Raw genomic sequence first — 20,463 nt, 5'->3', positions numbered from 1 at the left:
TGGCGGGCTGGCGACAAGATTTACTTATCACTGGCCTGAATCTGCGGGTCATCAACGGAGGGCTGCGATAATGCGCGTTCCCTTAAAACAGGATGTTTAGCAGACTATGTTCTCATTCGACTGGCACCGTTTCTTACTCAACGATCAACCGGCCACTTTTTTATTTGAGGTGGTGGCGCGGGTCCTGATCGCATATCTGGTGGTATTCACCTTTTTGAAAGTGTCTGGACGACGCGGCGTGCGCCAGCTGTCCCTGTTCGAACTGGTGGTCATCCTGACACTGGGCTCGGCATCGGGTGACGTCACATTTTACGATGATGTACCGGTGTTGCCGGTCATTATGGTGTTTGTGGTGCTTCTGGCCCTCTACCGCCTGACGACCTGGCTGACGGCACACAGCCCGCGCTTTTCACGATTTATTCAGGGCGACGTCATTACGCTGATTAAAGATGGGTTGTATGTGCTGGAAAGTCTGGATCGGCTGAATATTTCCGAAGATGAGTTCTTTATGGAGTTGCGGCAGAGCGGCGTGGAGCATCTGGGACAGGTCCGGCTGGCGCTGGTGGAGGTCGACGGTCAGCTTAGCCTCTATTTCTATGATGATAATGAGATGCGCGCCGGGCTAAGCATACTGCCGCCGGAGCATCGGCAGGATTACAGTACGGTGCCGATCAGCGCCCTTTACGCCTGCACGCATTGCGGGCAAACACAGAGGATAGAAGCCGGGCAGCCGGCCGTCTGTCCGCGCTGTCAGCGGCAGCGCTGGTCTGCGGCACTGAGCGTGCGTCGGCTGCATTAATGGCCCGTGCCTGCTTAACCTTTCCGGCTTGTCGCGTCAGTATCGCCCCGATGAGCACCGGCGAAACAGGCGCTGAGTGAGCGCTTTTGCTCTCCTTCGGCGGTGAAATTATCCGCGCTCAGCCAGGCGTTCAGGGCGCGCTGAACGTCTGGCCATTCCCGATCAATCATCGACAGCCAGTCGGTATCCCGATTACGCTGTTTTCGCGTCATGACCTGACGAAAACGGCCCTCAAATCGAAACCCCAGCCGTTCTGCTGCGCGTCGTGACGCCACATTGGTTGAATCACAGCGCCACGCGACTCGCCGATACCCCAGCGAGAAAACCTGTTGCAGCAGCAGAAAAATCGCCTCGCTGCCGATCACACTACGCTGCATCAGCGGCGACCAGGTGACGTGACCGATTTCAAGGGTGCCATGTTCGGGTTCAATGCTGGCGAAGCAGACCACACCGCAGGGCTGCTGATTCGGCGTGCAGACAGTGAAGGGTACCAGGGCTTTATCAGCAACTTTATCCGCAATCCAGCGCTGCATCTGCATCAGCGAAGCGGGCCGCTCTGCGCTCAGCCAGGTCCAGTCGCGATCATCAGGTGCCAGCATAAAGGCCTGTAACAGCGACGCCGCATGTTCCACGCTAAGCGGTAAAAGAAGGCAGTGCTGTCCCTGGAGAGGAACGCCGTGAGGTCTGGCGACCGGCTGCCAGTCGGGCAACGCTTCACCGACCGGCTGATCAAACTGATTGATGTTCACTGGCATCCTCCTGAAGGGAATAGGGACGGGAAGCGGGAAAACTTTCGAGCTGTACTGACGGGCTATCCTGAACCGCGAGTAAACCCGTCGCAGCTTGTTCCCGCTACCCACATAACTTTGCCTGTTACTGACAGAAAATGAAAACCCTTCAGGCAGCATAGCGACACCGAATTCATTGAGGTGTGCGTATGAAAGTGAGGCTGGCCAGTACATTACTGTTTTTGCTGTTATCGTTTGGCGCGTTTTCACAACAGGTGATCAGTGAAAGTCATCCCCATTCACGCAGTGCGCGACTGCTCGAGCAGGGGAGTCAGGTGGACACGGCGGATTCGCCGGATGAACATCTGCTGGAGCGGCGGGAGTGGCGAAGCAGTCTGGAGCGTAAGCCGTTTTGAAATGAATTCCCCGGCAGAGTTCTCTGCCGGGGAGCAGGGAATGTGGCCCTGCTGGTTCATGTGACTAAATGGTGGCCTGGGAGGCTGCCATGCCAGGCACCAGAATCACCTTGCGACACTCCTCTTCGCGTTTTGCGAAAATATCGTAGCCGCGTGCGGCATCTTCCAGCGGGAGATGGTGAGTTATAATCTCTTCCGGCGTCAGATGGCCTTGCTCAATCAGCTTCAGCAGGTCAGGCAGATAAGCATGGACATGCGTCTGTCCCATCTTAAAGGTCAGCCCTTTGTCGAAGGCATCGCCAAACAGAAAGCCGTGAATAAATCCTGCGTAGACGCCTGGCACGCTGACGATACCGCCACGTCGCACTGCAGCAATACACTGACGTAATGCTTTGCCGCTACTGCCTTCCAGCTTGAGATTGGTGAGCACGGTCTCAGTCATGCTGCCTTTTGCCTCAAACCCGACGGCATCAATTACGGCATCTACACCGCGATTGCCGGTACTGTGTTCGATAATCCAGCCAGCCGGATCATCAATTTCATCGAAATTAATCGGGATTACGCCGTAACGTTCGCGGGCAAAGTTTAAGCGGTAATTATTATGGTCAATCATGTAGATCTGTTCGGCACCCTGCTGGCGGGCGCAGGAAGCACTGAGCAGGCCAACCGGTCCGGCACCGAAAATTGCCAGGCTGGAGCCCGGCTTGACCTCAGCGTTTTTCACCGCCTGCCAGGCAGTGGGCAGAATATCCGACAGGAACAGCACTTTTTCATCCGACAGCACCGACGGCACTTTGAACGGGCCTGTATTGGCTTTGGGCACACGGACATATTCCGCCTGGCCGCCAGGCACACCGCCATAAAGCTTGCTGAACCCAAACAGCGCCGCAGGTGGCGTGATGTTTTTGCGGTTCAGGATGGCGCCTCGTCCGCTATTGGTATTTTCACAGGCGGCATACTGACTCATGAGGCAGAAAAAGCAGTCGCCACAGGCGATAACAAAAGGGATGACAACCCGATCACCTTTGGCCACGGCGGTTACTGCGCTTCCGGTCTCAACCACTTCACCCATAAACTCATGACCGAAGATATCGCCATGCCCGGTCCCCGGGATTTTGCCGCGATAGAGATGCAGGTCTGAACCGCAAATAGCGGTAGCGGTCACACGCAGGATAATATCATCGGCGGCTTCCAGTCCCGGATCGGGCACGTTATCCACACTGACTTTATGGGGACCATGATAAGTTAATGCTTTCATCTCTTCATCTCCTGCTGACAAGGGAATGGTGGTCAGGCCAGAAGGCGTGACTACCCGCGGGAAAGACTCAGGGAACCTGAAATCGCAACCTGCCTGAAGTGTAGTAACCCTTTGAGGAGTAAGCAGAGCGGTGCATATGACTGAGCTGTATCAGCCGGGCTGACAGGGCGGATGCAGCTGGATCGTAGCGACCGGGGCGGAGGCCGAATCGGGCTGCCAGCGGGACAGATCGGCAAAGGCACGACGATAAACCGTATCGATCTGCGCCGGAACCTGTTCGATGTAGTGAAACGCATGCTCGCGTGTTTCACCGGTGAGATTCTGCAAATAGTGCCGTGCGTCATCCAGCGTGGGGATCTGGCCTTCCGTTCCCGCCATGCGGGCGGGCAGACCGGTCCAGATTAATCCTTCAATGCCTTTCGTCTGTGCCCACTCCGCCAGCGGTCCGGTTGCGTTCTCTGTCACCGTAATTATGCCGATGCCATCGACGCGGCTGTCCGGAATCGCCTCACGAAGGCGCAATGCACGGCAGGCGCTCTCCAGTGACGCCGTGTTTAACCAGGCCCAGAGTACCTGCACCGGTTTTGCGTTCAGACAGATTGCGGTCGAGAGTTCACCGCCGTCAGCGATGCGCACAAATTCAATCGGTACCGCAGGACCATCATGATGCCACGGACTGGCCACTGGCAGGTCGCCGGTTTTCCAGATTAACGATCCCCATCCCAGGCAGGCAATCTTCATTTTCATCTCCTTTGCATCTGTCGGCGTGATCGCGACAGCGTGAGGTAAAGCGTAGTCCGTTATGCTGAATCGTTGCAGGGATCACCTTTTTAAGGGGGTAAAACCGCCACATAAATGGCATGATCGCCGTGCAGTCGCCTTGCACGATATGACGGATTTTTGCGCAACACATGCGAGTTTATCTTCGTTACTTGAAGTTTTATCGTCATGTAGTGTAAAAAGTGGCGCACGCAATCGATTACCTATGCGCGGGCGGATCAGCGGCACCCTTCACTGATCCGCTTGCAGCAGAGGCGGAGAGCGGGAGAGACCTTTTCCTGCCTGTTGGCTCAAATTAATGGCGGCTTTTTAACACGGAAAATCTGATGAAAACCACGCAAACGGGCACGCTGGGTGCGCTTGAGAGTGACGTCGATACGGGATGGCGTAAAACCGACACCATGTGGATGCTGGGTTTATACGGCACGGCAATTGGCGCGGGTGTACTGTTCCTGCCAATTAATGCGGGTGTCGGCGGTCTGATCCCGCTGATCATTATGGCGGTGCTGGCTTTTCCGCTGACCTTCTTTGCGCACCGCGCTCTGACGCGCTTTGTGCTCTCCGGTAAAAATCCGGCCGGTGATATCACTGAAGTGGTCGAGGAGCATTTTGGCGTCGGCGCGGGCAAGCTGATTACGCTGCTCTATTTCTTCGCTATCTACCCGATACTGCTGATGTACAGCGTGGCGATTACCAATACGGTAGAGAGCCTGATGGTGCATCAGCTTGGCCTGGTGCCACCGCCGCGTGTGCTGCTGTCGCTGCTGCTGATTGTCGGACTGATGACCATTGTGCGTTTCGGCGAGAAGATGATCGTGAAAGCGATGAGCGTGCTGGTTTACCCGTTTGTGGCGGTACTGATGCTGATGGCCTGCTACCTGATTCCACACTGGCACGGCGCGGCGCTGTCGACCCTTAACGTTCAGCCTGCGGGCAGCAGCCTGTGGATGACGCTGTGGCTGGCGATTCCGGTGATGGTCTTCTCGTTTAACCATTCACCTATCATCTCTTCCTTTGCGCTGGCGAAGCGCGAAGAGTATGGCGATGCCGCTGAGAAAAAGTGTTCGCGCATTCTGGCCTGTTCGCACCTGATGATGGTAGTGACGGTGATGTTCTTTGTGTTCAGCTGCGTGCTGAGCCTGTCGCCCGAAGATTTACACGCTGCCAAGGCGCAGAACATCACCATCCTTTCTTATCTGGCTAACCATTTTCAGGTGCCGATGATTGCGTGGATGGGGCCGCTGATTGCCATTGTGGCGATCACCAAATCATTCCTGGGTCACTATCTGGGTGCGCGCGAAGGATTTAACGGTATGGTCAATAAGGCGTTGCGCAGTCGCGGTAAGACCATCGCGCCAGCCAGACTGAATCGCCTGACGGCACTCTTTATGCTGCTGACCACATGGCTGGTGGCGACGCTGGACCCGAATATTCTCGGCATGATTGAGACACTGGGCGGACCGATTATTGCCATGATCCTGTTCCTGATGCCGATGTATGCCATCCAGAAGGTGCCCGCGATGCGTAAATACAGTGGTCACATCAGCAACCTGTTTGTTGTGTTGATCGGACTAATTGCTATCTCTGCAATCTTCTATTCGCTGGTGAAGTAACACGCAACAGGCGCATCTCAGTCACGCTGAGACGCGCCTGCTTTCCTGCCCGCCACTCGCCGTTCTTACTGTCCTCATCCGCAATTCTGCGCCATCGCTTCGTGATTTCAGCCAGCAATCGCGTTCCTGATCTTCTCTGACAGTAGCATCCGGTCAGCAATTTTTACATTTGTTACGTATTCGCATGGTAAAGTAAACGCGAATAATTATTATTCCTTTATGGGACAGGAGAAAAATGAAAATCGGGATTGCTGCAGCTACCACACTTTTACTGTCAACGGCCTCTGCGGCTACCACCTATCCGGTCACCGTGACCGACATGGATGGCCAGAAAGTTACGCTGCAAAAAGAGCCGCAACATGTAATTTTGCAGGATGGGCGCGACGTGATGTCGCTGGCACTACTGGATCGACAGAATCCGTTTCAGCGGGTTGTCGCCTGGAACAACCTGCCGAAAAAGCAGGACACTCAGACCTGGGACCTGCTGAAGCAGCGCTGGCCGCAGGCCGCATCCATTGTGGATATGGGCTTTAACGATCAGGGACAGGTCAATCTGGAGAGCGTGCTGGCTCAGCAGCCCGATATGATGATTGCCCAGCTGCGTGCCAAACCGGCCCTGATGCAGTCAGGCGTGCTGGCGACCCTGAAAAATCTGCATATCCCGGTGCTGTTCCTGGATGATGAACTCCATCCAAAAGAGAATACCCTGAAGAGTGTGAAAGTGCTGGGCACCGTTCTGAACCGCGAAGCCGAAGCAAAAGCCTATGCCGATTTTTACCAGCAGCGCTGGGAGATGCTTCAGCAGAAGATTGCGCAGGTGCAGCACAAGCCGACAGTGTTTATTGAGCCAATTGCCGGCAACAGCGATAACTGCTGCTTTACCCACGGTCATAACGGCTGGGGCGCACTGGTAGAAGCGGTCGGTGGAAAAAATATTGGCTCAGCGTTACTGCCCGGCAGTTCAGGATTTGTGTCGCTGGAGAAGATTATCGCCATGAAGCCGGACGTCTACATCATGACCGGCTCTAAACGCCCGAACAGCAACGTGCTGCCGTTTGGCTACGGTGCCAGCCAGGCCGACGTGACCGCCACCTTTAACCGCCTGCAGAGCCGTACCGGTCTGGAGCAGATCGAACCGATAAAACAGAAGCGGGTGTATGGCGTTTATCACCATTTCTATAATCACCCTTACAACATTATCGGAATGGAAATTCTGGCAAAAGATCTCTATCCGGATTTGTTCAGGGATCTGGATCCGACGGCTGATTATCACCACATTGTGACGCACTTTACCGGGTTACCGGACGCGCCAGTGATCCTCAGTACGCCATAACCGGATAACGCGTCAGAGAGCGATTCAGCATCCTGACGCATCTCAACGCTTAAACAGTCAGCCTGATGCGTTATTATCAGGCTGACTCTTTGATATCTGGATTACGTCAGGAAAGCTGTCCGGATATGACGCGTGTTAAGAAAGCGCTAAGCAAGCGTAATAGTGTGTAAGTTACCGGATTTTAAGACTTTTGAAGATGTCTCCCGCCACAATTATTGCCATCATGCCGATCAACGGTGCCTGAACAGCCGTTATTTTCGGAGGCAGTATCATGAAAAAAACAACACTTACGCTTATCGCTTCACTTTTGACATGCAGCACACTCTTTTCTCAGGCCTCACGGGCAGACGATCACGGAGACGCACAGCGTATGCCGGTGCCACATCAGAATGATGATCATCGTCCTGACAATCGCGGTCCTGACCAGAATCGCGGCCGCGACAATCGCGATCATGATATGGGCAATCATCGCCCGGATCAGGATAACAAACGCCATGGCAGAGAGGGCCGCAATGAACGGGACCATTTCGCCTGGCAGGGGCACGACTTCCGTCGCGGCCATCCTGTTCCGCCAGAATATCGCGGTGACCACTATCGTGTAGCCGACTGGCATGAACGCGGTCTGCGTGAACCGCCACGTGGTTACCACTGGGCAAACATTGATGGCAACTATGTGCTGATTGCTGCCGCGACCGGGGTGATTACCGCGCTGGTGCTGAATAGCGCCCTGAACTGATTCCCGGGGGATGGCTCAGGCCATCCCTCTTTCTTTCCGTTTTGCTGCGCCAGCGGCTATCCTGAGACTCCACTCTGAAATTTCCTGTGTAAGGAGTCATGATGACGACGGTTAAGATGGTTGCGGTAGATATGGATGGCACGTTTCTGGACGATAACAAGCAGTATAATCGATCCCGTTTTCTCGACGGCTATCAGCAACTCACCGCCCGTGACATCAAATTTGTGGTAGCCAGCGGCAATCAGTATTACCAGCTCAAATCCTTCTTCCCGGAGATCGCCAGCGATATCGCTTTTGTGGCAGAGAACGGCGCATGGATTATTGATCGTGATGAGGAGCTGTTTTGCGGTGCCTTTGAACGACGTGATGTGGAAGCGGTCATCGACACTCTGCAAAACGGCAACTATCCCGGCCTGCGTTACCTGCTGTGTGGACGTGACAGCGCGTATTACTTCGAGGGCATGGAAGAGACCTGGCTTAAGAAGATGCGCCACTACTGTCACCGGCTGAAGCCGATTCATCATCTGAATGAGGTGCAGGATGACAGGCTGTTTAAGTTCGCACTGAATCTGTCTGACGATCACATAGAAGCACTGATGGCGGATATTGAGCGTTTGCATCAGGGCCGCGTGGCGGCGACCTCCAGCGGTCACGGTTCGGTAGATTTGATCGTGCCGGGAAATCATAAAGCGCACGGTCTGGATCTGCTGGCTCAACGCTGGGGGATTACGCACGATCAGGTGCTGGCCTTCGGCGATGGCGGTAACGATCTGGAGATGCTCAAACAGTCCGGCTTTAGTTTTGCCATGGGCAACGCGCCAGAGCGGGTGAAGCAGGCGGCGCGCTTTGAAGCACCCTCTAACAACGAGCAGGGCGTGCTGCAGGTGATTGAGCAGATGCTGGCAGGTGAGGGGCCTTTTAGCGCCAGAGAGGCTTAGCCTCGCGTCTCAGAGCGCGGATGCAACAGAATTGCGCTGAGCGGATGCCTGACCTGCCAGGGCTGGCAGGTCAGAATTGCCGGAACCGGGAAGCGAGATTCGCGTTGATCACGCCGTGATTTGCCAGGCCTGCGTAATCATCGTCTGCATCTGTTCGTGGCTGTAATTTACCAGCGAGTTTTTGCTGTTGGCACGCGCCAGAATCCACTCGACCTGGGTGCGGCTCAGTGTGGTGCCATCCTGCCAGAACGGGGTGATCGACTGCGCCTGCAGCCACTGCTTCAGAAACTGTGCCGGTGAATCCGTGGTTTCGCTGAAAAGTTGTGGGTGTAGCTCGGCCATCAGCTTTCGCTGCAGCGGCTGCTCGCTATCAGACAACAGATCCAGGAACGGAAACAGAAGCCGTCCGCATACTTCTCCGTGATGGAACGGTTTTATCGCCCCCAGTTCTCCCGCAATACCATGGATCACGCCGAGACCCGCACTGCTGAGACTGACACCTCCCAGCCACGACGCCATCATCATCGCTTCTCGTGCCTCATCACCAACCGCATCCTCGCGATTGAGTGCAGGCCAGGCCTGAATAAACTGACGCAGACCGGTCAGCGCCAGCTGTCGGGTGAAGAGATTGCCTTTGCTGGAGAGATACGCTTCGAACAGGTGGGTAAAGGCATCAATTCCGCAGGTCGCCAGCACAGAGTCAGGTGCACCTTTCAGCAGATCCGGGTCAAGAATCGCCACCTCTGGCACAAACACCGGGTGGCGCAATGACGCTTTGATTTGAATGTCCTGCTGATCGGTTACCACCGCATTTTGCGTCACTTCACTGCCTGTCCCGGCAGTAGTCGGAACAGCAATCAGCGGCAACGTGATGGGCTGAACGGCGGTGTCACCCACTTTTTCCAGATAACGGGCGACAGGTAAAGGATGCTGTACCATCGCACTGAACGCTTTCGCCGCATCCAGCACACTCCCTCCACCAATCGCGACTACCCGATCAACATGCCCGCGCCAGCGCGCAACCCAGCCATCAATTTCAGTGGGTGAGGCTTCATGGCTGACAATTTCGTAGCCAATAATGTGATCGTTGAGGCCAGCTTTCAGCCGGGCGTAGGCCGGGCCCTGCAGGAAAGATTGTCCGCAAAACAGCAGGGTAGGCTGTGAACGGGCGGCCAGCAGCGGCACCAGCTTATCCAGACTACCGCGGCCAAAAAGGGTTCGTTGATTACTGTACAGCTCACTCAGGTTCTCACTCACCAGTGCATCCTTTTTACATTTCACTAAAATCTGAGTGTAACGAAAAGCGCGGCGTCGACACTGGCAAACTTTCTAATAACGCATCGGCAAAAAGTTGATCACCTTCGCAAAACAGAAATTCACCGTCGGCGGGGTGATGCTTTCCTGCGGATGTTACCCTTAACATGTTATCGGTAACAGCGTTTGTCGGGATGTGTAAACATCTTACAAAGGCACTGTTTTGTCGCCCTACGGGGATCATGATAATAAATCGACACCGTATTCCGTTCGGTGCACAAGGTGGAGAAAAGCTATGCCATTACTCTATGTGGCGATCGGCGTCGCGCTACTGTTGCTGCTGATGATTCGCTTTAAGCTCAATGGATTTATCGCGCTGATCCTGGTGGCGCTGGCCGTCGGCGTGATGCAGGGCATGCCGGTGAATAAAGTTATTACCTCAATCAAAGCGGGTGTAGGTGGCACGCTGGGCAGCCTGGCGTTGATCATGGGCTTTGGTGCCATGCTCGGTAAACTGCTGGCCGATTGCGGCGGGGCGCAACGTATCGCGACCACCCTGATTGAGAAATTCGGCACAAAGCACATTCAGTGGGCGCTGGTGCTGACCGGTTTTATTGTCGGATTTGCGCTGTTCTATGAAGTCGGCTTTGTACTGATGCTGCCGCTGGTATTCAGCGTGGCGGCGTCGGCGCGTGTGCCGCTGCTCTATGTCGGGGTGCCGATGGCCGCTGCTCTGTCCGTGACGCACGGTTTCCTTCCGCCCCATCCGGGTCCAACCGCCATTGCCACGCTGTTTAACGCAGACATGGGTAAAACGCTGCTGTTTGGCACGCTGCTGGGTATCCCTACGGTGATTCTGGCAGGTCCGGTCTACGCACGTTTCCTGAAAAATATCGATAAACCGATTCCACAGGGGCTCTATAACCCGAAAACGTTTACCGAAGCGGAAATGCCCAGCTTTGGCGTGAGTGTCTGGACGGCACTGGTACCAGTGGTGCTGATGGCGCTGCGTGCCGTGGCGGAGATGCTGCTGCCAAAAGGCCACGTGCTGCTGCCCTATGCGGAGTTCTTTGGCGACCCGGTCATGGCGACCCTGATTGCGGTGCTGATTGCCATCTTCACCTTTGGACTGAATCGTGGCCGCACGATGGAACAGGTGATGGATACCCTGACCGACTCGATCAAAATCATTGCCATGATGTTGTTGATCATCGGTGGTGGCGGTGCCTTTAAACAGGTGCTGGTGGACAGTGGCGTAGATAAATATATCGCCAGCATGATGCACTCAACGCAGCTGTCACCCATCTTTATGGCGTGGTCGATTGCCGCAGTGCTGCGTATTGCGCTGGGCTCTGCCACGGTAGCAGCGATTACTGCCGGCGGTATTGTTGCACCGCTGATTGTTACCAGTGGCGCCAGCCCGGAACTGATGGTGATCGCCGTGGGGTCCGGCAGCGTGATCTTCTCTCATGTTAACGACCCTGGATTCTGGCTGTTCAAAGAGTATTTCAACCTGACGATTGGCGAAACCATTCGCTCCTGGTCTGCGCTGGAAACCATTATTTCGGTTTGTGGCCTGGTGGGTTGCCTGTTGCTCTCCTGGGTGATTTAACCTGTCGTCGCTGGCAAATCTGTCAGCGGCTCTCTGTTCTGACCGGGTGCACGACGTTAAAACTAAAAAGGGCCGCAAGTGCGGCCCAGGCTGTCACTTAATTCTGACGCCTTAGTGAGGCGGTTCAAAACCGGCTTTCACCATCTCTTCCCGCAGCGCACGTGCAATTTCACGGTTGCCGCCAGTGACCGGGTAGATCACGTTATTCACCACATCATCAAGATAGTGCTCGTCAAACTCCTGCATAGAGAGCTGCGTGCCGCCTTCATCGTTGATGGCGAAAGAACCTCTGATGTGGTTACCGCTGTTTTTGGCCTTAAGGCTGTAGCGGCCCATGCTGGTATTAATCGTGCTCATAAGATCTCCTCGCGACTCATTTCAGTCTCATCACTATTGAGGCCTGCCTTGCCGCATAAATTTTAGCCAGGAGTATTCTTTAAAACGAAAAAAGAGTGCCGGTAAAAACTGGTGTTGCGATCGCTATCCCAGAAAGCAAATAAAGAGCAGGATTGGTGAACTTTTGACCAATTGAAGCCTGAGTGAAGCGGCGCGATAAATATTCCTGTCTATACTGCCTACAGGAAACGTGTCTAATCAGTGAGGGAAAAGGAAATGAAAATTATTCTGTGGATTATCGCGATTATCTTTATCGTCGGCCTGCTGACCCTGACAGGGGTGTTCAAACTGATTTTCTGATTTTTGTAAAAGCTTCAGCGACAACGGGCACCTAATCAGGTGCCCGAACTGTTTTCTGGCTGGCCAGCAGACACTGTGTAATGGGATCCATCGGCGTCGTGGGCAGCAGATCCTGGGAATCCAGGCATTTTTTACAGTTCGCACAGCGGGCACCATGAACGTTGTGCTCTTCCTCGTGATACTCCGTAAAAACGAATCGGGTGCTTCCGCACTGACTGCAGCGTATCTTCATCACCATCCTGTGCCTCACTCTCCTTTTCATTTGCCCGGAAGGAAGCTATCCCCTCACCGGTTAAGCGGACGTAATCTATTGCCGGGTAATATTATTCCGGCTCGCCATAAGAAAAGTAGTTGCTCATAACGTTAATTGTTTGTTGCCAGATGCGAATCCGGACACTAAAAAGCACTTCATTGATCTTTCTCAAGGTTTGCCTGCTTTTGGTGAAAATATCAGCAGGTTGCCTGCTCTCACTGGGGGCAATGGCACAGCAGTCTCAATATTGTCTGAGAAAAAGTCGTTTCGGCGGATAGGAATTTGCGATCAACTGCACATTAAATAACCAGATGCGTTACGGCGGCCTCCGGAAGCAGGGAAATCGGATTTTTATGCTGAGGTTTACTACCCGCAGGACGATAAAAAATAACTGTTTTGAGACGGTTGTTATCAGTAATAACAGGAATACGTCTTAATAAGATTTTCCTTTTTAACCTCAAAACGTCACGGTGTTAAAGATCAAAAAGGTTCGCCTTTCCAGCAGGTTAGCGGAAGGCACAGGCCATACGTCTGATCCCTGCTGATGAGTGTTTCGCAAGTCGAAAAGCAGGAAAGTGTGATGCATGTACGGAAAGTCGATATTTATCACTTTTTCATCAAATCATGCTGGACAAATCCCTCAGCAATTGCTGTACTAGACCCCGACACAGTTTAGTGTCCATTTTTCATGTAAAGGTAATATAGATGTCTAAGATCAAAGGTAACGTTAAGTGGTTTAATGAATCTAAAGGATTCGGTTTCATTACTCCTGAAGATGGCAGCAAAGATGTATTCGTACATTTCTCTGCAATCCAGAGCAACGGCTTCAAAACTCTGGCTGAAGGTCAGCGCGTAGAGTTTGAAATCACCGACGGCGCTAAAGGCCCATCTGCTGCTAACGTTATCAGTCTGTAAGTTAACAGTCAGAATTCTAAAAACCCGCCTTATGGCGGGTTTTTTTATGGCTGTAATCTGCGCTTCATCCCTCACATCGTAACCTTCTGAATTGTCCCCAGGGGCGCACAAACTGCGCGGCGGTTCACAATAAATCCTCGTAACATATTTATAACAACCAGCTGTGCAGCTTTTTAGCCTGCGACGCTATATAACAGTGCTACAGAACCCGATGAGTGAGGAGACAGGATGAACATACGGCATGCGGAGTTGAGAGACAGTTTTGCGTTGAGTGCCTTGCTGAGTGAGTTAGGCTACGGCGGCACTGAAAGTTTCATTGAGCAGCGTCTGGCGCAGTTATGCAGCGATCCCAGTGAAGCGCTGTTAGTGGCTGAACTGGGCAGTCAGGTTCTGGGTTTCCTTTCACTTCATTTTATTCCTCAGCTGGCCCTGGCCGGTGATTTCGCCCGCATCAGTTACTTCTGTATTGCGGAAGGTGAGCGCAGCAAAGGCGTCGGCCAGCAACTGCTCCAATATGCCGAAACGCTGGCAGCCCGCCGTGGCTGCGATCGTATGGAAGTCCATTGCCATCAATCACGGCTCAAGGCGAATCAGTTTTACGCGCGCGAGGGTTATGCTGAATCACCCTGTTATCTCATTAAAAATCTGCAAGCGGGTTAAATTCCCGTCCTAAGGCGATGACCAGTGCCTCGGCAATCATCTCCCGCTGTTCATCCCTGAGGCTGGCGACAGGGATTATTGCTGACCTGCTACCACAGCATTTGTTCTTTGCCAGCACTTTCTGCTTCCTATCTGGTTTCAGGACAGCATAAACAGTTGTCCGACTGCTGATTAGCGCCGTTACCTCACGTGATGCAGACACTCTCTGCATACCCATCGGGACGGCGTCCACGCAGAACACGCACTGAAGCTGTTAGCGGTATTAAGGGCGGCGAGCGATAGCGCTTAAAGGCTATGGCGGTATAAAAGAAAACAGGATGACACTGCACTGGCTGTACAATGCCGAAGCACAGCGCAGGAATAAGCGGCGATCAGGTTCGTTTTAAAGAGAACAGACAACGATCGCCGGCTCTGGATGCGAGCATTCTCTGCAAGGGCTTAATCACTGATGAGTGACGCGGGAAGTGACACTTCTGGTCGCTGGGGGAGGAAAGAGATGATGAAAGTTGCACTGGGACAATTTGCGGTCAGCCGTGAATGGCAGGAGAACGCTGATAGCTGTCTGGCTCTGATGAAGCGGGCAGCAGAGGGAGAAGCGGATCTGCTGGTCCTGCCAGAAGCTGTTCTGGCGCGCGATAATACCGATCCCGATTTAGTGGTGAAAGCCGCACAGCCGCTGGATGGCCCTTTTATCACACAGTTGCTGGCTGCCAGTGAGCATAATGCGCTGACCACTATAATGAGCGTCCATGTCCCCAGTGACCAGCATAAAGCGCTCAATGTACTGGTGGCTATCCGCAACGGCGAAATTATTGCCACCTATGAAAAGCTGCATCTGTACGATGCATTTGCCGTGCAGGAATCGCAACGGGTCAATCCAGGCCATGTCATTCCACCGCTGATTGAGGTTGCGGGTATGAAAGTCGGATTAATGACCTGCTATGATGTGCGTTTCCCGGAACTGGCACGACGACTGGCGCTGGACGGTGCAGAAGTGCTTGTGTTGCCTGCCGCATGGGTGAAAGGCCCGCTGAAAGAGATGCACTGGGATTTACTGACCCGTGCCCGCGCGCTGGAGAACACCTGCTATATGGTGGCGGTGGGCGAGTGTGGCCCACGCAATATTGGCAACAGTCTGGTGGTCGACCCGCTGGGGGTAGCGGTGGCGAATGCCGCGGAGTCCCCGACACTACTGTTTGCTGAACTCGACCCGGAACGCGTCGTCTATGCCCGACAGATGCTGCCGGTACTGGAGAACCGGCGCTTTGCGCGTCCTGAACTCAAGTGATCTAAGGATAAAAATCCATGACGACAAAGCGAGCAAAACGCTGAGTGCTGGCACTTGTGCATACTTAATCGGCCTCTCTGAGATCTCACTCTGTTACAGATTCCAGTTGTCGCCGCAGGCAAACTGCGCGTAAATAACAGTCACCGTGATTTGAATAAGTTGAAAGGTTAAATATGGAAGGTATCAGTATTGCCAAGCTGCTGATTATCGGTGCGCTTATCGTACTGCTTTTTGGTACCAACAAGTTGCGCTCACTGGGCGGCGATCTGGGCTCCGCGATTAAGGGCTTCAAAAAAGCCATGAAAGACGAAGATACCAGCGCAACCCGAACAACCGCTGAAGACGTACCGGCAGAACGCGTCGTTCATAAAGATTAATCGGTTATTTGCTGAAAATAACTGTTACTTTTTATTTCAGGCAACGTCAGGCACGCATAAAAAAACCAGGCTGTTTCCAGTCTGGTTTTTTGTTGTTCAGGCTTCTGATAGCGGAGGCCGGCTTATTTCACTTCTTCGCCTTTGGCCTGCATATCCGCATGATAGGAAGAGCGGACAAACGGACCGCATGCGGCATGGGTGAAGCCCATCGCCATCGCTTCTTCTTTCATCTCATCAAATTCAGCCGGGCTGACGTAGCGCTGAACCGGCAGGTGGTGACGGCTCGGCTGCAGATACTGGCCCAGAGTCAGCATGGTGACACCGTGGCGACGCAGATCGCGCATCACTTCCACGATTTCGGCGTTGGTCTCACCCAGCCCAACCATCAGACCCGATTTGGTCGGGATATCCGGATGCGCTTCTTTGAACCGCTCCAGCAATTTCAGTGACCATTCGTAGTTAGCGCCCGGCCGCACCTGGCGGTAGACGCGTGGTACGTTTTCCAGATTGTGGTTAAACACATCCGGTGGCGTTGCGGTGAGAATTTCCAGCGCACGGTCCATGCGGCCACGGAAGTCCGGAACCAGTGTTTCAATTTTAATCGTGGGATTTTTTTCGCGAATCGCGCGGATACAGTCTGCAAAATGTTGTGCACCGCCATCACGTAAATCATCGCGGTCAACAGAGGTGATCACGACGTAGCGCAGGCCCATATCGGCAATCGTCTGCGCCAGTTTTGCCGGTTCGTTAGCATCAGGCGCATTAGGACGGCCATGTGCCACATCGCAGAACGGACAACGACGGGTACAGATAGCACCAAGAATCATAAAGGTGGCAGTACCGTGGTTGAAGCATTCAGCAAGGTTAGGGCAGGAGGCCTCTTCGCAGACTGAGTGCAGCCCGTTTTTACGCATCGCGGCTTTAATGCCCTGAATACGACTGGAGTCAGCTGGCAGCTTGATTTTCATCCATTCCGGCTTACGCAACATCTCCTGCCGTTCAACAGCCACGGTTTTCACCGGGATCAGCGCCATTTTGTCTGCGTCACGATATTTGACGCCGCGTTCCATCTGAATTGGTTTACTCATAAATCAGCAGGTTCCGGTCGGATTGCGATTTGAAAGCGTTCCCACTCAAACCGGGAAGGGGGCTTTCAACTTTATTTGAAAAAAGTGCAAAAATTATATCATCACATCGCCTGCGAAGCAGCCACAGTCAGCACGGATACGTTACATATTTGTAAATTCGCATTCTGCGTTAAGGCTTAACAGGGAGATCGCCTGATATCCATTCAACATTTTCATAACCTGACAGCCGCGCAAAGGCGCTGACCAGCGGAGAACGTACCTGCTCCGTTGTCACCTCTGGCTCAAAATTTTTCAACTGTGTCATGCTCATCCCGGCGTAACCACAGGGATTGATGCGCAGGAAAGGAGATAAATCCATGGCCACATTCAGCGCCAGGCCGTGAAATGAACAGCCTTTGCGGATGCGTAATCCCAGTGAACAGATTTTCTCTTCCCCGACATAAACGCCGGGGGCATCCGCGCGGGCGCGGGCGCTGACGCCGAACTCTGCCAGCGTCGCGATCACCGTCTCTTCCAGAATGGTCACCAGCTGGCGCACGCCGAGTTTACGGCGTTTCACATCGATGAGGACGTACATCACCTGCTGTCCCGGCCCGTGATAGGTCACCTGACCGCCACGATCGCTCTGCACCACCGGAATATCGCCTGGCATCAGCAGATGCTCCGCTTTTCCCGCCTGACCCTGCGTAAAGACCGGAGGATGCTCGACCAGCCAGATTTCGTCACGACTCTGGTCATCGCGCTGGTCGGTGTAGTGATGCATGGCGTCGGAGACAGATTGCCAGTCGCACAGACCGGACTGACGGACAAAGAGGGTTTCAACTGACAAAACGATAGCCCGCTAAAGGAAATAACGTTAAGAATAACGTCGGCAAACCGTCAGGCAGAGGCGCCTTGCCGACCCGTAAATTACAGGACCATCCGCACGATTTCGATGTTGCCCAGCTCTTCGTACAGGCGTTCAACCTGCTCGATGTGGGTGGCGGTGATAGTGATGTTTACGGAGTGATAGTTGCCTTTGCTGCTCGGCTTAACTTCAGGGCTGTAGTCGCCGGGCGCATGACGTTGCACCACTTCAACCACTTGATCAACCAGCTCCGGTTGCGCCAGACCCATTACTTTGTAGGTAAACGGGGTAGGAAATTCGAGCAGCTCATTCAGTTTGGTTTTCATATTAACTCCGGTGCATAAAAAACAGGCTCCCGCCTGAGCGGGAGCATCATAATATCCTGTAATGGGGGCAGAAGGGTGATTTTTCAATCACCCCTTACGCTTAACCGAACCAGTGATGGAACATCAGTTTGATGTAATCAACGATACGGCCAAAGAAACCACCCTCAGAAACTTCGTTCAGCACCACCAGCGGACGCTGTTCGATAGTTTTGCCATCCAGCTGGAAGTTGATGCTGCCCACAACCTGGTTTTTCTTCAGTGGCGCGTGCAGTTCTGTATTGGTCAGCACATAGCTGGCTTTCAGATCTTTCATACGGCCACGTGGAATGGTCAGGTAAGCATCTTTTTCCACGCCCAGTTGTACACGGTCATTATCACCGAACCAGACTGGCTCAGAAGCGAACTCTTTGCCTGCTTTCAGTGGCGCAACAGTTTCAAAGAAACGGAAGCCCCAGGTGAGCAGTTTCTTGCTCTCAGTTTCACGGCCTTTATAGGTATGACCGCCCATCACAGCGGAGATCAGGCGCATCTGGCCTTCGGTCGCTGACGCCACCAGGTTGTAACCGGCTGAGTTAGTATGACCGGTTTTGATCCCATCCACGTTCAGGTTGGTATCCCACAGCAGACCATTACGGTTCATCTGACGGATATTATTGAAGGTGAACTCTTTCTCTTTATAAACAGCATACTCTTCCGGTACGTCGCGGATCAGCGCCTGGCCGATCAACGCCATGTCGCGCGCGGAGCTGTACTGACCTTCCGCGTCCAGGCCATGAACGGTCCCGAAGTGGGTATTCTGCAGGCCAAGCGCTTTGACGTAGTTGTTCATCAGGTTAACAAAGGCATCCTGACTGCCAGCGACATAGTCAGCCATCGCAACGCAGGCGTCGTTACCGGACTGCAGGACAATGCCACGGGTCAGCTGTGAAACCGGCACGCGATCGCCTGGTTTCAGGAACATCAGCGAAGAACCTTTAAACACCGGGTTGCCGGTCGCCCAGGCATCCGGGCCGACGGTCACCAGATCATCCTGATGAATTTTGCCCGCTTTCACGGCCTGACCAATGACATAGCTGGTCATCATCTTGGTCAGACTGGCAGGATCGCGGCGTGCATCGGCGTTTTTCTCTGCCAGCACTTTGCCTGAGTTGTAGTCGATGAGGACATACGCTTCGGCATCAATGTCCGGCACGCCCGGAATCATGGTCTTGAGATTGACGTCATCAGCAATAGCAGCATGGCTGAGAGAGATAGCGATCAGTGATCCCACTGTCAGGCGTTTCAGTAAACGAGATGATTTCAGCGTGTTCATGTGTAGGACTACAACATCCGTGAGTTTGAGGTTAAAAATGTCACTCATCATAACCAATGCCAGATTTTCTGGCACCGGGCATGATGATTGGGTTGTTAGCAGACGTAACCTGCAGTGCTCTGAACCACGGTTCAGCGACGTGTGTTCGTAATAAATGACGCGGCCTGGCCTTCACTGCTCAGGCGCTGTTGCAGCGCAGCAGCTTCGGCGCGGGAGGCATAACCACCAAGCTGTACGCGATAGACATTGTTGCCCGCGTTTTCAACCTTGCCGGGCACACCATAACGCTGGCTCAGGCTTTTCATCATCTGCTGCGCACGCGCCGGATCGTTCAGCGCACCAACCTGCACCACATAGCCATCGGCAGAACCACTGCTGGCTGCAGGCGAGGCACTGGCTGCTGCGGGAGCAGCACTGCTGGCTGCGGGTGCGGAACTGGCAGGTGCGGCGGCTGGCGGCTCGTTACCTTCCAGTACACCGTTCGCTAATGGCTGGGGTGCGCCAAGAAAGCCGCTGCTCTGGACTGGCGCGCCCATGTTGTCACTGCTCTGCAGCGTGCTGTTGCTGATGGCTTCAACATTCTGTGCAGGCGGTTCAGAAGGGGCTGCACTGCCGCCGTTCATCACCGCGCCGCCACTCAAATCCGGGCGGGCAGGCAGAGAGTAGCTCTGTTTGGCTACCACGGTTCCGATGGTGCCGGGACCTGAGAGCGTGCCGTCGGGTGCGACCTTGATGTAGTCGACGCGTACCCGCGAATTGTTGGAGATATTCAGGCGATCACCGGCAGCCCGCGACAGGTCGATAATGCGTCCCGGCGTGTAGGGACCGCGATCGTTAACGCGCACCACAATCTGACGGCCATTCGCGATATTGGTCACGCGCACATAGCTCGGCAGCGGCAGAGTAGGGTGAGCCGCAGTCAGCGCATCGGGATCGTAAGCTTCACCGGTGGCGGTGCGGTTTCCCTGTGCCTCTTCACCGTACCAGGTTGCCAGACCGACTTCGCTGTAGTTCGACGGATCTTTGATGATGCGATAATTTTTGCCGTTAACGCTGTAATCCTGGCTGGTGCCCGGATTGATTGGCTCATAACGTGGCTCAACGCCTGGAATCTCTACCACCGGTCCGTTGTAAGCCGGTTGCGGCGGCGCCGTATTTTGGGGTTCGGGCGTGGTACAGGCCGCCAGAACCAGTGATGCCAGTGCAACGCCAAGCCATTCCTTACGCATCTGCA

Annotated in this window: 21 protein-coding genes; 11 read left to right on the top strand and 10 right to left on the bottom strand. The window is 53.9% G+C overall.

The window, feature by feature from the left end; all coding sequences use genetic code 11:
- The first annotated feature begins 106 nt into the window (after nt 1-106).
- Nucleotides 107-799 (top strand): YetF domain-containing protein, encoded by a 693-nt coding sequence (locus IAI47_RS14135; protein WP_003854056.1) that lies wholly within the window; start codon nt 107-109, stop codon nt 797-799.
- A gap of 14 nt (nt 800-813) precedes the next feature.
- On the opposite strand, the gene IAI47_RS14130 is transcribed toward IAI47_RS14135, so the two are convergent.
- A complete protein-coding gene (locus tag IAI47_RS14130) occupies nt 814-1,548 on the bottom strand; it encodes a GNAT family N-acetyltransferase (RefSeq protein WP_008924988.1) in 735 nt (244 codons plus the stop codon).
- A gap of 188 nt (nt 1,549-1,736) precedes the next feature.
- Here IAI47_RS14130 and IAI47_RS14125 point away from each other — a divergent pair, with 188 nt between their 5' ends.
- A complete protein-coding gene (locus tag IAI47_RS14125) occupies nt 1,737-1,943 on the top strand; it encodes a hypothetical protein (protein ID WP_003854053.1) in 207 nt (68 codons plus the stop codon).
- Nucleotides 1,944-2,007: 64 nt separating this feature from the next.
- Here the strand turns inward: IAI47_RS14125 and IAI47_RS14120 are convergent, their stop codons facing one another.
- Together IAI47_RS14120 and IAI47_RS14115 are read right to left on the bottom strand one after the other, a co-directional pair.
- Nucleotides 2,008-3,201, bottom strand: coding sequence for a zinc-dependent alcohol dehydrogenase (locus tag IAI47_RS14120; RefSeq protein WP_187961144.1), 1,194 nt, complete (start codon nt 3,199-3,201; stop codon nt 2,008-2,010).
- 150 nt (nt 3,202-3,351) lie between these two features.
- Entirely contained in the window at nt 3,352-3,942 is a 591-nt protein-coding gene (locus tag IAI47_RS14115) for a hypothetical protein (protein WP_008924990.1), read from the bottom strand.
- Between the two features lie 365 nt (nt 3,943-4,307).
- Between IAI47_RS14115 and IAI47_RS14110 the strand changes: the two genes are divergently transcribed.
- The 4 genes from IAI47_RS14110 (at nt 4,308) to IAI47_RS14095 (ending at nt 8,601) form a co-directional block, all read left to right on the top strand.
- On the top strand, nt 4,308-5,594 hold the full coding sequence (locus IAI47_RS14110) for an HAAAP family serine/threonine permease (RefSeq protein WP_008924991.1): 1,287 nt from the start codon (nt 4,308-4,310) through the stop codon (nt 5,592-5,594).
- A gap of 235 nt (nt 5,595-5,829) precedes the next feature.
- On the top strand, nt 5,830-6,927 hold the full coding sequence (locus tag IAI47_RS14105; protein ID WP_008924992.1) for an ABC transporter substrate-binding protein: 1,098 nt from the start codon (nt 5,830-5,832) through the stop codon (nt 6,925-6,927).
- 271 nt (nt 6,928-7,198) lie between these two features.
- Nucleotides 7,199-7,663 carry an RcnB family protein gene (locus tag IAI47_RS14100; protein ID WP_008924993.1) on the top strand — a complete coding sequence of 155 codons (465 nt, stop codon included), beginning with the start codon at nt 7,199-7,201 and terminating at the stop codon, nt 7,661-7,663.
- Nucleotides 7,664-7,764: 101 nt separating this feature from the next.
- Nucleotides 7,765-8,601, top strand: coding sequence for a Cof-type HAD-IIB family hydrolase (locus tag IAI47_RS14095; RefSeq protein WP_008924994.1), 837 nt, complete (start codon nt 7,765-7,767; stop codon nt 8,599-8,601).
- A gap of 108 nt (nt 8,602-8,709) precedes the next feature.
- On the opposite strand, the gene IAI47_RS14090 is transcribed toward IAI47_RS14095, so the two are convergent.
- Nucleotides 8,710-9,858: an iron-containing alcohol dehydrogenase gene (locus IAI47_RS14090; protein WP_008924995.1), complete on the bottom strand. Its 1,149-nt coding sequence runs from the start codon at nt 9,856-9,858 to the stop codon at nt 8,710-8,712.
- Between the two features lie 292 nt (nt 9,859-10,150).
- Between IAI47_RS14090 and gntT the strand changes: the two genes are divergently transcribed.
- Nucleotides 10,151-11,467, top strand: coding sequence for a gluconate transporter (gene gntT, locus IAI47_RS14085; RefSeq protein ID WP_003854041.1), 1,317 nt, complete (start codon nt 10,151-10,153; stop codon nt 11,465-11,467).
- Nucleotides 11,468-11,578: 111 nt separating this feature from the next.
- On the opposite strand, the gene IAI47_RS14080 is transcribed toward gntT, so the two are convergent.
- Nucleotides 11,579-11,824 (bottom strand): hypothetical protein, encoded by a 246-nt coding sequence (locus tag IAI47_RS14080; protein WP_003854040.1) that lies wholly within the window; start codon nt 11,822-11,824, stop codon nt 11,579-11,581.
- A 1,297-nt stretch (nt 11,825-13,121) separates the two neighbouring features.
- On the opposite strand from IAI47_RS14080, the gene cspE reads away from it, so the two are divergent.
- The 4 genes from cspE to tatE all read left to right on the top strand — a co-directional run bounded on the left by cspE (nt 13,122) and on the right by tatE (nt 15,656).
- Entirely contained in the window at nt 13,122-13,331 is a 210-nt protein-coding gene (gene cspE, locus IAI47_RS14075; protein WP_006118399.1) for a transcription antiterminator/RNA stability regulator CspE, read from the top strand.
- A 228-nt stretch (nt 13,332-13,559) separates the two neighbouring features.
- Nucleotides 13,560-13,991 carry a GNAT family N-acetyltransferase gene (locus IAI47_RS14070; RefSeq protein WP_003854037.1) on the top strand — a complete coding sequence of 144 codons (432 nt, stop codon included), beginning with the start codon at nt 13,560-13,562 and terminating at the stop codon, nt 13,989-13,991.
- A gap of 499 nt (nt 13,992-14,490) precedes the next feature.
- The gene (locus IAI47_RS14065; protein ID WP_033742974.1) at nt 14,491-15,279 is read left to right on the top strand and encodes a deaminated glutathione amidase; all 789 of its coding nucleotides are present in this window, start codon (nt 14,491-14,493) and stop codon (nt 15,277-15,279) included.
- A 173-nt stretch (nt 15,280-15,452) separates the two neighbouring features.
- Nucleotides 15,453-15,656 (top strand): twin-arginine translocase subunit TatE, encoded by a 204-nt coding sequence (gene tatE, locus IAI47_RS14060; protein ID WP_003854033.1) that lies wholly within the window; start codon nt 15,453-15,455, stop codon nt 15,654-15,656.
- Nucleotides 15,657-15,778: 122 nt separating this feature from the next.
- On the opposite strand, the gene lipA is transcribed toward tatE, so the two are convergent.
- From lipA to rlpA, 5 genes are all read right to left on the bottom strand, one after another.
- Nucleotides 15,779-16,744: a lipoyl synthase gene (gene lipA / locus IAI47_RS14055; RefSeq protein WP_003854032.1), complete on the bottom strand. Its 966-nt coding sequence runs from the start codon at nt 16,742-16,744 to the stop codon at nt 15,779-15,781.
- Between the two features lie 169 nt (nt 16,745-16,913).
- A complete protein-coding gene (gene lipB, locus IAI47_RS14050) occupies nt 16,914-17,573 on the bottom strand; it encodes a lipoyl(octanoyl) transferase LipB (protein ID WP_008924997.1) in 660 nt (219 codons plus the stop codon).
- Nucleotides 17,574-17,653: 80 nt separating this feature from the next.
- A complete protein-coding gene (ybeD, locus tag IAI47_RS14045; RefSeq protein ID WP_003854030.1) occupies nt 17,654-17,917 on the bottom strand; it encodes a DUF493 family protein YbeD in 264 nt (87 codons plus the stop codon).
- Nucleotides 17,918-18,017: 100 nt separating this feature from the next.
- Nucleotides 18,018-19,229 (bottom strand): D-alanyl-D-alanine carboxypeptidase DacA, encoded by a 1,212-nt coding sequence (dacA, locus tag IAI47_RS14040; RefSeq protein ID WP_003854029.1) that lies wholly within the window; start codon nt 19,227-19,229, stop codon nt 18,018-18,020.
- Nucleotides 19,230-19,360: 131 nt separating this feature from the next.
- On the bottom strand, nt 19,361-20,458 hold the full coding sequence (gene rlpA, locus IAI47_RS14035) for an endolytic peptidoglycan transglycosylase RlpA (RefSeq protein ID WP_008924999.1): 1,098 nt from the start codon (nt 20,456-20,458) through the stop codon (nt 19,361-19,363).
- Nucleotides 20,459-20,463: the final 5 nt, after the last annotated feature.

This window comes from Pantoea sp. MT58 (assembly GCF_014495885.1).
GTDB lineage: Bacteria > Pseudomonadota > Gammaproteobacteria > Enterobacterales > Enterobacteriaceae > Pantoea > Pantoea eucalypti.
This window is presented reverse-complemented; position numbering and strand designations above follow the sequence as displayed.